At 71.1% G+C, this 14,860-nt stretch carries 15 protein-coding genes; 6 read left to right on the top strand and 9 right to left on the bottom strand.

What is annotated here, in order from left to right:
• On the bottom strand, positions 1-850 hold an 850-nt coding region (locus ACFPQ9_RS28500), incomplete at its 3' end, for a helix-turn-helix transcriptional regulator (RefSeq protein WP_380859309.1).
• Positions 851-1,083: 233 nt separating this feature from the next.
• Here ACFPQ9_RS28500 and ACFPQ9_RS28495 point away from each other — a divergent pair.
• The 5 genes from ACFPQ9_RS28495 (at position 1,084) to ACFPQ9_RS28475 (ending at position 7,176) form a co-directional block, all read left to right on the top strand.
• Positions 1,084-2,532, top strand: coding sequence for an MFS transporter (locus ACFPQ9_RS28495; protein ID WP_380859492.1), 1,449 nt, complete (start codon positions 1,084-1,086; stop codon positions 2,530-2,532).
• Positions 2,533-2,745: 213 nt separating this feature from the next.
• Entirely contained in the window at positions 2,746-3,507 is a 762-nt protein-coding gene (locus ACFPQ9_RS28490; protein WP_380859306.1) for a DeoR/GlpR family DNA-binding transcription regulator, read from the top strand.
• A 63-nt stretch (positions 3,508-3,570) separates the two neighbouring features.
• Positions 3,571-4,518, top strand: a complete 948-nt coding sequence (gene pfkB / locus ACFPQ9_RS28485) for a 1-phosphofructokinase (RefSeq protein ID WP_380859303.1) — start codon at positions 3,571-3,573, stop codon at positions 4,516-4,518.
• A gap of 232 nt (positions 4,519-4,750) precedes the next feature.
• Positions 4,751-6,802: a PTS fructose transporter subunit IIABC gene (locus ACFPQ9_RS28480; protein ID WP_380859300.1), complete on the top strand. Its 2,052-nt coding sequence runs from the start codon at positions 4,751-4,753 to the stop codon at positions 6,800-6,802.
• A gap of 119 nt (positions 6,803-6,921) precedes the next feature.
• On the top strand, positions 6,922-7,176 hold the full coding sequence (locus ACFPQ9_RS28475) for a hypothetical protein (protein WP_380859297.1): 255 nt from the start codon (positions 6,922-6,924) through the stop codon (positions 7,174-7,176).
• A gap of 71 nt (positions 7,177-7,247) precedes the next feature.
• Here the strand turns inward: ACFPQ9_RS28475 and ACFPQ9_RS28470 are convergent, their stop codons facing one another.
• The 4 genes from ACFPQ9_RS28470 to ACFPQ9_RS28455 form a co-directional block, all read right to left on the bottom strand.
• The gene (locus ACFPQ9_RS28470) at positions 7,248-7,994 is read right to left on the bottom strand and encodes a DUF6227 family protein (RefSeq protein ID WP_380859294.1); all 747 of its coding nucleotides are present in this window, start codon (positions 7,992-7,994) and stop codon (positions 7,248-7,250) included.
• Between the two features lie 200 nt (positions 7,995-8,194).
• Positions 8,195-9,412: a L,D-transpeptidase gene (locus tag ACFPQ9_RS28465; RefSeq protein WP_380859291.1), complete on the bottom strand. Its 1,218-nt coding sequence runs from the start codon at positions 9,410-9,412 to the stop codon at positions 8,195-8,197.
• Between the two features lie 192 nt (positions 9,413-9,604).
• Positions 9,605-10,633: a P1 family peptidase gene (locus ACFPQ9_RS28460; protein ID WP_380859288.1), complete on the bottom strand. Its 1,029-nt coding sequence runs from the start codon at positions 10,631-10,633 to the stop codon at positions 9,605-9,607.
• 144 nt (positions 10,634-10,777) lie between these two features.
• Positions 10,778-12,016, bottom strand: coding sequence for a low temperature requirement protein A (locus ACFPQ9_RS28455; RefSeq protein WP_380859285.1), 1,239 nt, complete (start codon positions 12,014-12,016; stop codon positions 10,778-10,780).
• An 85-nt stretch (positions 12,017-12,101) separates the two neighbouring features.
• Between ACFPQ9_RS28455 and ACFPQ9_RS28450 the strand changes: the two genes are divergently transcribed.
• Complete coding sequence (locus ACFPQ9_RS28450; protein ID WP_380859282.1) at positions 12,102-12,284, top strand: hypothetical protein; 183 nt, start codon at positions 12,102-12,104, stop codon at positions 12,282-12,284.
• Positions 12,285-12,288: 4 nt separating this feature from the next.
• On the opposite strand, the gene mscL is transcribed toward ACFPQ9_RS28450, so the two are convergent.
• The 4 genes from mscL to ACFPQ9_RS28430 form a co-directional block, all read right to left on the bottom strand.
• Positions 12,289-12,747, bottom strand: coding sequence for a large conductance mechanosensitive channel protein MscL (gene mscL / locus ACFPQ9_RS28445; protein ID WP_380859279.1), 459 nt, complete (start codon positions 12,745-12,747; stop codon positions 12,289-12,291).
• Between the two features lie 129 nt (positions 12,748-12,876).
• Entirely contained in the window at positions 12,877-13,425 is a 549-nt protein-coding gene (locus tag ACFPQ9_RS28440; protein WP_380859276.1) for a hypothetical protein, read from the bottom strand.
• A gap of 145 nt (positions 13,426-13,570) precedes the next feature.
• Positions 13,571-14,413: an S-methyl-5'-thioadenosine phosphorylase gene (locus tag ACFPQ9_RS28435; RefSeq protein ID WP_380859273.1), complete on the bottom strand. Its 843-nt coding sequence runs from the start codon at positions 14,411-14,413 to the stop codon at positions 13,571-13,573.
• An 80-nt stretch (positions 14,414-14,493) separates the two neighbouring features.
• Entirely contained in the window at positions 14,494-14,817 is a 324-nt protein-coding gene (locus ACFPQ9_RS28430; RefSeq protein WP_380859270.1) for an FmdB family zinc ribbon protein, read from the bottom strand.
• Positions 14,818-14,860: the final 43 nt, after the last annotated feature.

Raw genomic sequence — 14,860 nt, 5'->3', positions numbered from 1 at the left:
CGACCCGGTCCTCGCCCCCGTCCTCGCCCTCGCCCGCGCCCCGGCCCACGACCGGCTCCGGCACCCCCAACCACCCCGGCAACCGCGCAGCAACGAACTCCGCAGACGCCGCGAACGTCACCGAGAACTCGTACGTCTCCTGCCGCCGCCACACCGACTGCCGCAAATACTCCGCCGCATCCCCCGCCGGCAACTCCCGCGGAGCGAACCGCGCCCCCGTGGCGAACGGCTCGCTCACCCGGTCCACCCGAAACGTCCGCCAGTCCCCCCGATCGAGGTCGTACGCCACGAGATACCAGCGCCGCCCGGTGGACACCAGCCGATACGGCTCCGTCAGGCGCCGCGACTCGATCCCGTCCTTCGCCCGGTACGCGAACCGCAACCGCTCCCGCCCCGCCACACTCGACGCCATCACGGTCAGCGTCTCGGTCGCGATACTCGCCCCGTCCCCACTGGTCAACGCCGTGGTCGCGGCCTGAAGCGTGGTCACCCGATGCCGCAGCCGCGACGGCAGCACCTGCTCCAGCTTCGCCAGCGCCCGTACCGACGCCTCCTCCACCCCCTCGACCGCATGCCCGGCCCCGGCCCGCAGCCCGACCGCGATGGCCACCGCCTCCTCGTCGTCCAGTACGAGCGGCGGCATCGCCTTGCCCGCGACGAGCCGATAGCCACCATCGGCCCCCTTGGTCGCCTGCACGGGATACCCGAGCTCCCGCAGCCGGTCGATATCGCGCCGCACCGTGCGCCGGGACACCCCGAGCCGGTCGGCGAGCTCACCGCCGGGCCATTCGCGGGGCGTCTGGAGGAGAGAGAGGAGGTTGAGAAGCCGTACCGGAGTGTCCGTCGTCATGAGTTCGAGGATGCCGTAGAACTAGGACACGATCTGACCTATTGAAGCCATAGCTTTGAGCCATGACCGCAACCGAGACAGAACCGGCGCGTGTGACCAGCGACAAGGCGCAGCCCACCACCCTCTCCGCTTCCGACGTTTCCCATGTTTCCGATGGTTCTGACGCTTCCGACCCCGCCCCCCGGCCCACCGCAGCCGCCGACCGCCGTCGGTGGTACGCCCTGGCCATCGTGATGACCGCGGCCTTCATGGACCTCGTCGACGTCACGATCGTCAACATCGCCATCCCGTCGATCCAGCGGGAGGCCGGCGCGTCCTTCGGCCAGATCCAGTGGATCACCGCCGGCTACGCGCTCGCCTTCGCCGCCGGCCTGATCACGGGCGGCCGCCTGGGTGACATACATGGCCGCAAGCGCCTGTTCCTGATCGGTATCGGCGGCTTCACCCTGGCCTCGGCCCTGTGCGGCTTCGCCGCCAACCCCGAGATGCTGGTCGCCTCCCGCATCCTCCAGGGCGCGATGGCGGCGCTGATGGTCCCGCAGGTCCTGTCGATCGTGCACGCCACCTTCCCGGCGCACGAACGCGGCAAGGTCTTCGGCCTGTTCGGCGCGGTCGTCGGACTCGGCGCGGTCACCGGCCCTCTTCTCGGCGCACTCCTCACCGAGTGGAATCTCTTCGGTCTCGAATGGCGCCCGATCTTCCTGATCAACCTGCCCGTCGGCATCGCGGGTCTGATCCTGGGCAGCCGCTTCATCACCGAGTCCAAGGCGCCGAAGGCGCTGAAGCTGGACCTCGTCGGCGTCGCGCTGGTCACCCTCGGTCTGCTGATGCTGCTCTACCCGCTGATCCGCGGCCGCGAGCTGGGCTGGCCGCTGTGGGGGTACGTGTCGATGGCGGGCGCGCTCGTCGTCCTCGCGGCGCTGGTGACGTACGAGAGGCGCAAGACGGCCCGCGACGGCTCCCCGCTGATCGAACTCTCCCTGTTCAAGGTGAAGAGCTTCGCGGCCGGCATCGCCGTACAGACCGTCTTCGGTGTGGCGCTCGGCATCTTCTTCCTGGTGTGGACGCTGTACATGCAGTTCGGTCTGGGCTGGAGCCCGCTGAAGGCCGGTCTGACCGGCATCCCGTTCTCGATCGCCGTCTCGACGGCGGCCGGTCTGTCCGTGCAGCAGCTGGTACCGCGTTTCGGCCGCAAGGTGCTCCAGGCGGGCGCGCTGGTGATGGCGCTCGGCGTCCTGCTCTACATCTGGGAGGCGAACCGGTACGGCCTGTCCATCGCCCCCTGGCAGATGGCGCTGCCCCTGGTCGTGATGGGCGTCGGCATGGGTCTGATCGTGGCCCCGCTGACGGACGCGATCCTCTCCGAGGTGCCGCGTGAGCACTCCGGTTCGGCGTCGGGCCTCATCAACACCGTTCAGCAGATGGGCAACGCCCTCGGGCTCGGCCTGGTCTCGGTGGTCTTCTTCGGCGTCGTCGACGACCGGCTCGTCGAGGCCAGGGAGCGCACGGCGGCCGGCCTGGCCTTCGCGGACGGCTTCCAGCACGCGCTCTGGTGGGTCGCCGCGGTGCTGGGAGTGATCTTCCTGCTGATGTCCGCGCTGCCCAGGCGACCGGCGCAGCACGTCGAGGGGGCTGCCGATGACTCCTCGGCGACGGAGGAGGAGTCCGCGCTGGTGGGCTGAGAGCGGGGGAGGGGCCCGGCACCTGTGTGGTGCCGGGCCCCTTTGTCGTTTCCGGGCCCCTTGTTGTTTCCGGGCCCCCGTGCTGTTTCCGTATGACCCCTGTTGAAGGCCCGACCATGCCCGATTGTGCCCGGGCCTGTTTACTTTCTGGAAATCGGGGCGTAGCCTCCTCGCGAAACCACAAGTTCGGGCACAGTTCGGAGGCGAACGGACATGTACGCACCGGAGCGGCAGCAGGAGATTCTCCGGCTGGCCCGTGACGGCGGCCGGGTGGACGTCCTGTCGCTGGCCGAGGAGTTCCAGGTGACGGCGGAGACGATCCGCCGGGACCTGAAGGCCCTCGACCGCGCCGGGCTCGTGCGCCGGGTGCACGGCGGCGCCATCCCCGTCGGACGTCTGGACTTCGAGCCGGACCTCGCCGAGCGGGAGGGCACGGCCGCCGACGAGAAGGACCGCATCGCCAAGGCGGCCCTCGCCGAGCTGCCCGCCGAGGGCACGATGATCCTCGACGCCGGTACGACGGTGGCCCGCCTGGCCGGCGCGCTGCCGCTGGAGGCGTCGCTCACCGTCGTCACGCACAGCCTGCCCATCGCGGCCCGTCTCGCGGACCACCCCGGCATCCAGCTCCATCTCGTCGGGGGGCGTGTGCGGCACCGTACGCGCGCCGCCGTGGACGCCTGGGCGCTGCGGGCGTACGGCGAGATCCGGGCCGACGTCCTGTTCGTCGCGGCCAACGGCTTCTCCGCCGAGCACGGTCTGACCACCCCCGACCTCGCCGAGGCGGCCGTGAAGCGCGCGGCCGTGGCCGCGGCCCGCCGGGTGGTGCTGCTCGCCGACTCCTCCAAGCACGGCCAGGAGCACTTCGCCCGCTTCGGTGACCTGAGCGACGTGGACCTGCTGATCACCGACAGCGAGCTGAGCCCCGAAGACGCCTCCGCGATCGAGCGCGGCGGCACTGAAGTGCTGTGTGTCTAGAACGGCACTGAAGTGCTGTGTGTCTGCGGCACAGAAGTGCTGTGTGTTGAGAAACGAGTGCGCATGATCCTCACCGTCACCCCGAACCCGTCCCTGGACCGCACCTACGAGGTGCCCTCCCTCGACCGCGGCGAGGTCATCCGCGCCACCGGCGAGCGCATGGACCCGGGCGGCAAGGGCGTGAACGTCTCGCGCGCGGTCGCGGCCGCCGGGCGGCGCACGGTCGCGGTGCTGCCCCTGGGCGGCGCTCCCGGCGCGCTCGTCGCCGACCTGCTCGACGCGCAGGGTATCGAGGTCGCGCCGGTCCCGGTCGCCGGCGCCACCCGCTCGAACATCGCGCTCGCGGAGTCGGACGGCGTGCTCACGAAGATCAACGCACCCGGCCCCGAACTGTCGGCGGCCGAGCAGGAACTGCTGCTGGAGACCGTGCGCGAGCAGTCGCACGACGCGGACTGGATCGCCTGCTGCGGCAGCCTGCCGCGCGGACTGGCGCCGTCCTGGTACGCCGATGTCGTCGCCCGGGCGCACGCGGGCGGCGCGCGGATCGCGCTGGACACCTCCGGGCCCGCCCTCCTCGAAGCCCTGCGTGCCCGCCCGGACGTGGTGAAGCCGAACGCCGAGGAGCTCGCGGCGGCCGTCGGGCGCCCCCTGGCCACCGTGGGCGACGCGGTGAAGGCCGCCGAGGAACTGCGCGGGATGGGCGCGCGCGCCGTGCTCGCCAGCCTGGGCGCGGACGGGCAGCTGCTGGTGGACGACGCGGGTGCCTGGTTCGGCAGCGCACGGGTGGACGCCGTACGCAGCAACGTCGGCGCGGGCGACTCCTCGCTCGCCGGCTTTCTGATCGCCGGGGGGAGCGGGCCCGAGGCGCTCGCCTCCGCCGTCGCGCACGGCGCGGCGGCCGTCCAGCTGCCGGGCAGCGTGATGCCCTCGCCGGCCGACCTGGACCTGGCGGCGGTGACGGTCACCGCCGAGGTGCCGGTGGACCGCGTACTGAAGGAGCCGGTGTCATGACGAATGTCGCGGATGTAACAGTTCTTTCCGGTTCGGCCCATGAGCGGCCGAGCTCACCGTTACTCATGGCCGTCGACGGACGGCAGGGCCTCCTGAGCCGCCCCGCCGCCCGGAGGGGGCGAGGTTTCCCCGGCCCCGCCGCCTCCTCCACCACCGCCGCCCCCCACACCGCCCCCGTCCCCTTCTCCGCCCACGAGACTCCCCGGGCGATACGCGTGCGAAGGAGCCCGCGATGAGCGACATGATCACCCCGGACCTGGTCGACCTCGACCTGTCCGCCGACACCAAGGAAGCGGCGGCGCGCGCGCTCGCCGAGCGCATGGTGGCCATGGGCCGGGTGACCGACCTGGAGGGCTTCCTCGCCGACGTGGCCGCCCGTGAGGCACAGATGCCCACCGGCCTCGACGGCGGCATCGGCATCCCGCACTGTCGCAGCGAGCACGTGACCGAACCGACGCTGGCCTTCGGGCGCAGCGCGGCCGGCATCGACTTCGGCGCGACGGACGGCCCCGCGGACCTGATCTTCCTGATCGCCGCCCCGGCGGGGGCCGACGACGCCCATCTGACGATCCTGTCCTCGTTGGCCCGGCAGCTGATGAACTCCGAGTTCACGGACGCGCTGCGGTCGGCGGGGGACCCGGCGTCGGCGGCGGCGCTGATCCGGGGCGATGAGCCCCCGGCGGCCGAGGCCGCCGAAACCCAGGACTCCGTGGCGTCGTCGGTGGCGGCCTCCGCCGACGACGCCACGGACACACCGGACCCGGCAACCCCGGCCGCCCACGACGAGCGCCCCTTCCGCATCGTCGCCGTCACCTCCTGCCCCACCGGCATCGCCCACACCTACATGGCGGCCGAGTCGCTGGAGAACGCGGGCCGCGAGGCGGGCGTCGAACTCGTCGTGGAGACGCAGGGCTCGGCCGGCTTCACCCGGCTCGACCCGGCCGTCATCGCGGCGGCGGACGGCGTGATCTTCGCCCACGACGTGGCCGTACGGGAGAAGGACCGGTTCGCCGGGAAGCCCACCGTCGACGTCGGCGTGAAGGCGGGCATCAACCGCCCCGCCGCACTCATCGCCGAGGTCCGCGCCAAGGCCGAGCGGGGCGAGGCCACCGCGGCCGCCCGGCCCGGCACTCCGGTGGAGCGCGCGGGCGAACCCGGCGAGGGCTACGGCAGCAAGCTGCGCAAGTGGCTGATGTCCGGCGTGAGCTACATGGTCCCGTTCGTCGCCGCCGGCGGTCTGCTGATCGCCCTCGGCTTCGCGATCGGCGGCTACCAGATCAACGAGGCCAAGTCCGTCACCGAGCACTTCGACTGGGGCCAGGTCGACAGCTGGGGCGCGCTGCTGTTCCAGATCGGCGCGGCGGCCTTCGGCTTCCTCGTCCCGGTCCTCGCCGGATACATCGCCTACGGCATGGCCGACCGGCCGGGTCTCGTGCCCGGCTTCGTCGGCGGTGCGATCTCGGTGACGATCGGCGCCGGCTTCCTCGGCGGTCTGGTCGCCGGTCTGCTCGCCGGTGGTGTGGTCCTCGCCATCCAGCGCATCGACATCCCACCGGTGCTGCGCGGCATCATGCCGGTGGTGGTGATCCCGCTGGTCTCCTCGGCGGTCGTCGGTTTCCTGATGTTCGTGGTGATCGGCAAGCCGATCTCCGAGGCGCAGAAGGCCATGACCGACTGGCTGAACGGCCTCTCCGGCACCAACGCCGTCCTGCTCGGCGTCCTGCTCGGCCTGATGATGTGCTTCGACCTCGGCGGCCCGGTCAACAAGGTGGCCTACACCTTCGCGACGGCCGGCATCTCGGTCGCGGCGCCCAGCGACTCCGCGATGAAGATCATGGCCGCCGTCATGGCCGCGGGCATGGTCCCGCCGCTGGGCATGGCCCTGGCCACCGTGATCCGCAAGCGGCTGTTCACCACCGCCGAACGGGAGAACGGCAAGGCGGCCTGGGTGCTGGGCGCCTCCTTCATCTCCGAGGGCGCGATCCCGTTCGCGGCGGCCGACCCGCTGCGCGTCATCCCCGCCTCCATGGCGGGCGGCGCGGTCACCGGCGCGCTGACGATGGCCTTCGGCTCGACCCTGCGCGCCCCGCACGGCGGCATCTGGGTCACCTTCCTGATCGGCAAGCCGTTCCTCTACCTGCTGGCCATCGCGGCCGGTACGGCTGTCACGGCGGGCCTGGTCATCCTGCTGAAGGGCATGCGCGGGACGGTCCCGGAGGGCGCCTCGGCCGCGGAGTCCCCGGCGGCCACGACCGCGCAGACGAAGCAGCCCGTGGCGGCGTAGTCCTCCGCCGGGCGAGCCGACCGCTTGTCCCTTTCGGGCGCTGTGAGTTGTTCACGGCACCTGCGATATACGTCACGGTCCAGGCCCATAGGCCCGGACCGTGGTGTCTACTGGGGCGCATGCCAGAGAATGTCTCGATCCTCCAGCTGCTGGGCCCTGTCGTACTCGCCCTGGCAGCCGTGCTCTGGGTGATGGGACTCGTCCGTCTTCTGCGCCGCAGCCGCCCCCGGACGGCCCCCTGGCAGGCCGACCCGAGGCTCTCCGGGCTTCCGCACCAGCGGCAGACCGCCCCCGCGCTGGAGGCCGTCGAACTCACCCCGGCGGAACGGGACGCCTTCGCGGGCCTGGTACGACAGCTCGGCGACGGCCGCTGACCTGACCGCTGATCTGACCGTTGACCTGGTCGAGCCGCCTCAACCGGCGCTCCACCGCCGCCGCTTCGACGCTACGAGACCTTCGCCGCCCGTCGCTCCATCGCGTCCCGCGCCGCGTCCTCGGTGACATACACCTCGCACATGTGCCGCCCGTCCGGCGTCGCCGTGTGCTCGACCTCCCAGAGGGAGACCTCCTCGCCGTCGCGCAGCAGGAAGGCGTGCTCGTAGAGCGAGAAGCACAGTCCGGCGCGGCCCGCACGGCACGGGCGCCCGAACGCCTGCGTGATCTGGTGGGCGAACGCCGTGGTCAGTAAAGCGGCCGTGTCCGCACCCGGCCGGTCGGTGTTCTCCGCCCGGCGCAGCAGCCGACGCGCATGGTCCGCCGAGTCGTCCGGCACATACGCGTGCCGGGGTGCGGGTATCGGCGACAGCTGCACGGTCACCGGCAGCTCGAAGTCCGGCGCGTCCGGCGGCAGCGGCAGCCGCGCGGTCGCGGCGCGCAGCTCCTCCTCGTCGGCGTACACCTCGTGCTGCGGGTCGCTGCCGCGCGCGGTGTTGTGGACGAGCTCCCACAGGGTGAGCGCCGAGCCGTCGGCGAGCAGCCAGGTGTGCCGGTACGTCTCGCGGTGCAGCCCCGCGCTGTGGTGCGCGGAGTGCAGCGAGCTGTCATGCGCCAGCGCGCAGTCGAGCCGCCGTATCGCCTCGTCGGGCAGTTCGAAGGAGTTCAGGGCACGGCCGAGGAGTCGCGCGAGATGCTCCTCCGGAGACTCCGCCGACTCGGGTGGTTCGTACGCTGCCGTCTCGTACGGAACGCTCAAGGTTTCTCCCGGCGTTGCTGCATGTCACCTTGTGGGTGCATACCGTAGCCCCTCGGTCGGACATCATGTCCGGGAACCGAGAAAACGTACGTCCGGTAAAACGCGCGGGCCGCGCGAGAAGTTCCCGCGCGGCCCGACGAACCGTCAAGAATCCCTGCTGGGAGGCCACTTCAGTGGATCATGAGTGATTCATGTGTGGATCAGGCGGCGCTTCCCGCGACCCACTGGCTCCATTCCATGTTCCAGCCGTTGAGCCCGTTGTCCGGCGTCACGGTCTTGTCGGGGGAGTTCTTGACGATCACCACGTCACCGACCATCGAGCTGTCGTAGAACCACTTGGACGGCGTGTCCCCCTGTCCGCCCTGCACGTCCTGCAGACCGACACACCCATGGCTGGTGCCCTGGGCGCCGAAGGGCGGATTGCCCTTGTTGTACCAGTAGTTTCCGTGGATGAACGTTCCCGACTGGGTCAGCCGCATCGCGTGCGGCACATCCGGGATGTCGTAGGCGTTGGCGAGCCCGACGGTCCTGCTGTCCATCCGCAGCTTCGTGAACTTCTCGGAGATCACCATCTGCCCGTTGTACGTGGTGAACTCCGGGCTGCCCGCCGAGATCGGCACCGACTTGACCGTCTTTCCGTCCCGCACGACCGTCATCGTCTGCGTGTTCACATCGACCGTCGAGACCTGGGACCGCCCGACGGTGAAGGTGACGGTCTTCTTCTGCACGCCGTAGACGCCGTTCGCGCCCTCCACGCCGTCCAGGTCGATCTTCATCGTGACCTTGGAGCCGGCCTTCCAGTACTCCTCGGGCCGGAAGTCGAGCCGCTGCTCCCCGAACCAGTGCCCGACCACCTTCTGTCCGCTGCTGGAGGTGACGCTGATGTGCGACTGGACGGCCTTCTTGTCGCCGATCGCCTTGTCGAAGTTGAACGACACCGGCATCCCCACGCCGACCGTGGTGCCTCCGTCCGGCGTGTACGTCCCGATGAAGCTGTTGGCAGAGGAGACCGTCGTGAAGGTGGAGTCGGCGGCGGTGCTGCGTCCGTCCCCGTCCTTCGCGGTGGCCGCTATGCGGTACTTCGTCCCCCGCTCCAGCTGCTCCTTCGGCTGCCAGCTGCCCCCGTCGGCGGACAGGGAGCCCGGCACGGCCTGCCCGCTGTCCGCCACCGTCATCTTCACCTCGGTCAGCTTGCCGTCGCTGACCTTCACGCCGGTCGAGTTGATCGACGCCCCGTTCGAGCCGTCCTTCGCCGAGATCACGATGTTCGCGGCGGACGTGTTGCCGGAGTCCTTGCCGCCCTTGTCGTCACTGTCGGCATTGGCGCTGCCGCCGCAGGCGGTGAGCGTCAGGGCGCCGATCATCAGGGCGGCACAGGCCCCCAGTGCGCGCCGCGCTGCTTTGTTCGGCGTTGTCACGATCTGCTCCATCTTCATGCGATCTGCGGGATGCGTTCCGTTCCAGGGGGGAAGAGGTCACCGCCCCCGGACAGGGTTCCCCGCGTTCGCGGTGAATGCCGTCACGTGACAGAACCGCGACAATCGACCGCCCGAATCGCCCGCACGGAGCAGCGGGGGGAGGGGCCGCCCGCCCCCGGCCGCCGCGGCTGCCTACCCCGCCCCGTACAACTCGCCGTAGGACGGCCACACTCCACCCGGTCCGTCCACCGGCTCCGCCGCGCGCAGGGCCCGCACGATCGCCCGGGTCACCGCGTCCGCGCCCGCCGCGAGCACCTCGTTCAGAGCGAGCGGATGCCCGACGTCGAGCGTTCGCTCCCCGGTGGCCATCGCGAACACGGTGTCCCCGTCATTGAGCAGATGCACCGGCCGCACGGCGCGCGCGATGCCGTCGTGCGCGGTGCCCGCCAGCTTCTGCGCCTGTGCCTTCGACAGGTCCGCGTCGGTGGCGACCACGGCGAGCGTGGTGTTCAGCGGGGGCGGCGCGTTCTTCGCCGCGACCTCGGCGAGACGCAGCCGCGCCGCCTGATGCACCTCCTCCTCCGGGTACCTCACACGCCCCTGCAGCAACTCCCCGTACAGCGCCCCTGTTTCGGGGTCCACGGCCGACCCCGCCGCGTTGGCGACGACCAGCGCGGCCACCGTGATCCCCGAATCGAGGACGGTGCTCGCGGTGCCGATTCCGCCCTTGACCGGCCCTACGGTGGCCCCCGTGCCCGCGCCCACACAGCCCTGGCGGACCGGGGCCCCGGGCTCGCTCGCCGCGGCCGCCTCGACCGCCGCCCGCCCGGTGGCCGCGTCCGGCCGGGCCCGGAAGTCGCCGCCCCGCCCGAGGTCGAAGACACAGGCCGCGGGCACCACCGGCACGACGTGCGCCGGATCCACCCCCACCCGCACCCCACGCCGCCGCTCCTCCAGCCAGGCCATCACCCCGGACGCCGCGTCGAGCCCGTACGCGCTGCCGCCGGTCAGCACGATCGCCTCGACCTTCTGCACGAGGTTGCGCGGATCGAGGGCGTCCGTCTCCTTGGTGCCGGGCCCCCCACCGCGCACGTCCACGGCGGCGACGGCCCCGCCCTCGGGCGCCAGGACGACGGTCGTGCCGGTCAGCCAACCGCCACCCCTCCGCGTCTCGTGCCCCACCCGCAGCCCGGCGACATCTGTCAGAGCGTCAACTGTCATGAACCCAGTCTCGTCCAGCCCCCGCCACGACGGGGCGCGGCACTGTGAGGTCCGGCCACGTGGGGGCGGGTGCGATGCGGTGCGCGGGGTCGGCCGAGGCCGCACGCTGCAACCGGCGGAGGCGGGGCTGTCGTGTCGGGCCGGTCAGGCCGTCGGCGTTCTCGTCGCCGTGTCGCGGGCGTGGGACGTCATGCGGGCCGACAGTGTCTCCCCGGTCGCCACCGCCAGCGCCGAGACGAGACCGGCCGTGAGTACCGCCCAGTCGCCCAGGAACGTGCAGCAGATGACCAGCAGGGCCGTGGTCGGCAGCACCAGCTGCTGGGTGATGCCCACCTTGAAGTAGCGCGAGTGCAGCAGCCAGACCGTGAGCAGATACAGCGCCGTCGGCAGGGTCACCGCGGCCGACGCCGCCAGCGTCGAGATGTGCGCCTTGCCCACGGTCTGCTCGACCGCCACCTCGAGGCCCGCGCCGATCGCAGCCGCCGAGGCGAAGACCACGTAGTGGCCGTAACCCCACAGGAAGGCCTGTTTGTTGGAGCGCAGATGGCCGTGGATCGGCACCACGAAGTAGATCCACCAGGCGGCGAAGATGATCAGCAGTCCACCGGCGGCGATCGGCAGCAGTTCGCCCAGGGCGTCGTTCTCGTCGATGCCGGTCTTCACGGCGACCGTGGCCGCCGCGATGGTCTCGCCGAGCACGATGATCGTGAACAGGCCGTACCGCTCGGCGATGTGGTGCGGGTGCCAGGAGGTGGGGTGCTCCCGCTCCGCGAACGGCGGCACGCACATCTCCAGGATCGCCATCACCAGGAACCACCAGGCTCTGGCGTTCTCCGGCAGGAGCACCAGGCCCACCCAGCCGATCTGGCACAGCAGCACCCCGCCGGCGTACCGCAGGGCCATTCTTCGTTCCGGCCCGTGACTCGACCTGGCCACCCGCAGCCACTGTCCCACCAGGGCGAGCCGCATGATCACATAGCCGAGCAGCACCGCCAGGTACTCGTGGTCCTCGAACGCCCGGGAGATCCCGGCCGCCAGCACCAGCACACCGGCGATCTGCAGCAGGGTGACGACCCGGTACAGCACGTCGTCGTTGTCGTAGGCCGAGGCGAACCAGGTGAAGTTCATCCAGGCCCACCAGATGGCGAAGAAGACCATCGCGTAGTTGAGGATTCCCTCACCCGCGTGGCTCTCGGCGACCGCGTGCACCAACTGCATGCCCGCCTGGGCGATGGCCACGACGAAACACAGGTCGAAGAAGAGTTCCAGCGGGGTGGCGACCCGGTGGCTCTCAGCACGGCCACGGGCGCTGAGCCTGCGCAGCGGGCGTCGGCGTCCTTGAGGGCGGGGTGAGTCCGGCGCGGGCGTGGGACTGGACGTCATGGGGACAAGCACAGCAGATGGAGCGGGGAATTTCTCCCGCAGGGGATCACCCGCGCGCGGGAGACGGGGGCCGTACCCTGGACGCATGAGCACCGCCCCCGACCCCGCCCCCGAGCCGCGTGAGCCGAAGGCCGCGCTGATCTTCGACGATCCGCTGGACCAGCAGTCCTCGGACGACACGGACCGTGGCTGGGGCGAGCGGTCGGGCGGCGACAGCGCGGCCGACCTGAAGCGCTTCCTCGACGAGAAGCCGCCCCACCACCTCTGAGCCGCTACTGCTCGTTGTGCCCCGAGCCGCGCTGGGCGACCAGCGCGTCGCGGATCTCCTTCAGCACCTCCAGCTCGGTCACCTCGATGACCTCGTGCGTGCTCTCCTTCGCCTTGCGGCGGGCCTCCACACGGGCCAGGTACTTCGCCATGGGCAGGACCATCAGGAAGTAGACGACGGCCGCGGTGATCACGAAGCTGAGCGCGGCACCGAGCACCGAGCCCCACAGGATCTGGATGCCCTGCTCGCCCTCGCACGTCGAGCTCAGGCAGGAACTGTAGTGATCGAGGTTCTTGGTGCCGATCGCTCCGACCAGCGGATTGATGACGCCCTTCACCACGGCGTTCACGATGTTGGTGAAGGCGGCACCGATCACCACCGCCACCGCCAGATCGACGACGTTTCCGCGCATCAGGAAGGCCTTGAAGCCCTGCCAGACGCTCGGTTCCTTGTTCTCGCCCACTTCGGAGCCACCCCTCGCACACACAGCTTGTGGAACAGACCGCTCCGCAACCTACGTCAGCGCTCGGCCATCCTGTCCAATTGGGCCCTTCCATCGAGCGACTTGACAGCGGGTCGCACATGATCCGGCTCAGCACAGGGTCACCGCCAGCCGGGCCGTGGCGCCGGCGCCGGCGAGACGGGCCGCCGTGGCACGTGGCACCGACAGCACCACCAGCGCCCCGCTCTCCACGGCGATGTCCAACGGCTCAGGCACCCTCGTCACCCGGGCCCCGCGCGCGACCACCCGCGCGGCACCGCCCGTCCCGGTCTCCTCGGCGGCGATCACGTCGACACGGTCACCGGGCCGCAGCAGCCGCACGGTGGCCCCGTCGGCGATCCGCACCGGCGCCGACACCCGCTCGACGGCCCGGTGCTGGCGCACCGGCTCCGCCACCGGATGCCCGCGCGCCCGGTCGGCCTCCCGCGGCCCCGCCGCGACGAGCGCCGCTGCGGTCACGGCGAGCCCGGCCGCCACAGCCCGCCTGCGATGCCGGACGAGGCGGCGCAGCCGATGCCGCCCGCCACGCACCCGAACCGGAGCGAAGTGCGGCACCTCGCAGGTGGCCGGGGCGTCGGTGCCCGGCGGCAGGGGAGTGTGCGGAGAGGAGGAGGAAAAGAACGACGGAGCGACGGGCATGGGGACCACCACCTGCGAGGACGGAACGGCTTGGAGCCCCACGATGAGTCATCACGCCATCGCCCGCCGGACCCTGTGGACTACCGGCCGGTTGTGGAAAACTCCCTCACCGGAAGGGGAAGTTCCGCCCTCACCGCCCTCGCCCCTACGGCAGCACGAACCCCGGATCCATCCCGCCCAGCGCCTTCGTGCACAGACAGTCGCGCTCCTCGTTCGCCGGCAGCGCCGCCACCGCGTCGAAGAGCACCCCCCGCAGCCGGTCCACGTTCGCCGCGAACACCCGCAGCACCTCGTCGTGGGAGACGCCCTCGCCCGTCTCGGCGCCCGCGTCCAGGTCGGTGACCAGCGTCAACGATGTGTAGCAGAGCTCAAGTTCACGGGCGAGCGCCGCCTCGGGGTGGCCCGTCATGCCCACCACCGACCAGCCCTGGGCCTGGTGCCACAACGATTCGGCACGGGTGGAGAAGCGCGGTCCCTCCACCACGACCAGCGTGCCGCCGTCCACCGGCTCCCAGTCCCGTCCGCGCGCCGCCTTCAGCGCGGCCGCGCGCCCGGTGGGGCAGTAGGGGTCGGCCAGCGACACGTGCACCACGTTCGGCACGGTGCCGTCGGGCAGCGGCAGCCCGTCGAAGTACGTCCCCACCCGGGACTTCGTACGGTCGACCAGCTGGTCCGGGACCAGCAGCGTGCCCGGTCCGTACTCGGGCCGCAGGCCGCCCACCGCGCACGGGCCGAGGATCTGGCGCGCGCCCAGCGAGCGCAGTGCCCAGAGATTGGCCCGGTAGTTGATCCGGTGCGGCGGCAGATGGTGGCCGCGTCCGTGCCGGGGCAGGAAGGCGACCCGCCGGCCGGCGATCTCGCCGAGGAAGAGGGAGTCGCTGGGCGGCCCGTAGGGGGTTTCCACCTGTATCTCGGTCACGTCGTCGAGGAACGAGTAGAAACCGGAGCCGCCGATCACGCCGAGTTCGACGTTCGCCTTGTTCGCCATGTCCGCACCCTAACCGGACCCGGATATGCCGAGGACCCCGTCGCCGTACGACGACAGGGTCCCGTAAGAAGTGGTGCGCGCTAGGCGGCGGAGCTGCTGGAGGAGCTTCCGGCGCTCGACGGCTTCGAGTCCGAGGAGGACGAAGTCGTCGAGGTGGAGGACGACGAGGAGGAGTCGGTCGAGGAGGACGACGACTTCGCGGAAGCCGGCGAGCTGCTCGACGAGGAGCCGCGGCTGTCGTTGCGGTAGAAGCCGGAGCCCTTGAAGACGATGCCGACCGCGGAGAACACCTTCTTGAGGCGGCCCTGGCAGTTGGGGCACTCGGTCAGGGCGTCGTCGGTGAACTTCTGCACCGCCTCGAGGCCCTCGCCGCACTCGGTGCACTGGTACTGGTAGGTCGGCACTGTCTTCCTCCTGGCACTCTCACTCGATGAGTGCTAACGACGG

This window comes from Streptomyces coerulescens, from assembly GCF_042657965.1.
GTDB classification, from domain to species: domain Bacteria; phylum Actinomycetota; class Actinomycetes; order Streptomycetales; family Streptomycetaceae; genus Streptomyces; species Streptomyces coerulescens.
The sequence above is the reverse complement of the archived record's forward strand: the minus strand, read 5'-3'. Positions and strand labels throughout refer to the sequence as shown.

Coding starts and splice junctions, on each gene's coding strand:
- ACFPQ9_RS28495 (WP_380859492.1), top strand. CDS start 1,084: ATGACCGCGGCCTTCATGGACCTCGTCGACGTCACGATCGTCAACATC.
- ACFPQ9_RS28490 (WP_380859306.1), top strand. CDS start 2,746: ATGTACGCACCGGAGCGGCAGCAGGAGATTCTCCGGCTGGCCCGTGAC.
- pfkB (WP_380859303.1), top strand. CDS start 3,571: ATGATCCTCACCGTCACCCCGAACCCGTCCCTGGACCGCACCTACGAG.
- ACFPQ9_RS28480 (WP_380859300.1), top strand. CDS start 4,751: ATGAGCGACATGATCACCCCGGACCTGGTCGACCTCGACCTGTCCGCC.
- ACFPQ9_RS28475 (WP_380859297.1), top strand. CDS start 6,922: ATGCCAGAGAATGTCTCGATCCTCCAGCTGCTGGGCCCTGTCGTACTC.
- ACFPQ9_RS28460 (WP_380859288.1), bottom strand. CDS start 10,633: ATGACAGTTGACGCTCTGACAGATGTCGCCGGGCTGCGGGTGGGGCAC.
- ACFPQ9_RS28455 (WP_380859285.1), bottom strand. CDS start 12,016: ATGACGTCCAGTCCCACGCCCGCGCCGGACTCACCCCGCCCTCAAGGA.
- ACFPQ9_RS28450 (WP_380859282.1), top strand. CDS start 12,102: ATGAGCACCGCCCCCGACCCCGCCCCCGAGCCGCGTGAGCCGAAGGCC.
- ACFPQ9_RS28440 (WP_380859276.1), bottom strand. CDS start 13,425: ATGCCCGTCGCTCCGTCGTTCTTTTCCTCCTCCTCTCCGCACACTCCC.
- ACFPQ9_RS28435 (WP_380859273.1), bottom strand. CDS start 14,413: ATGGCGAACAAGGCGAACGTCGAACTCGGCGTGATCGGCGGCTCCGGT.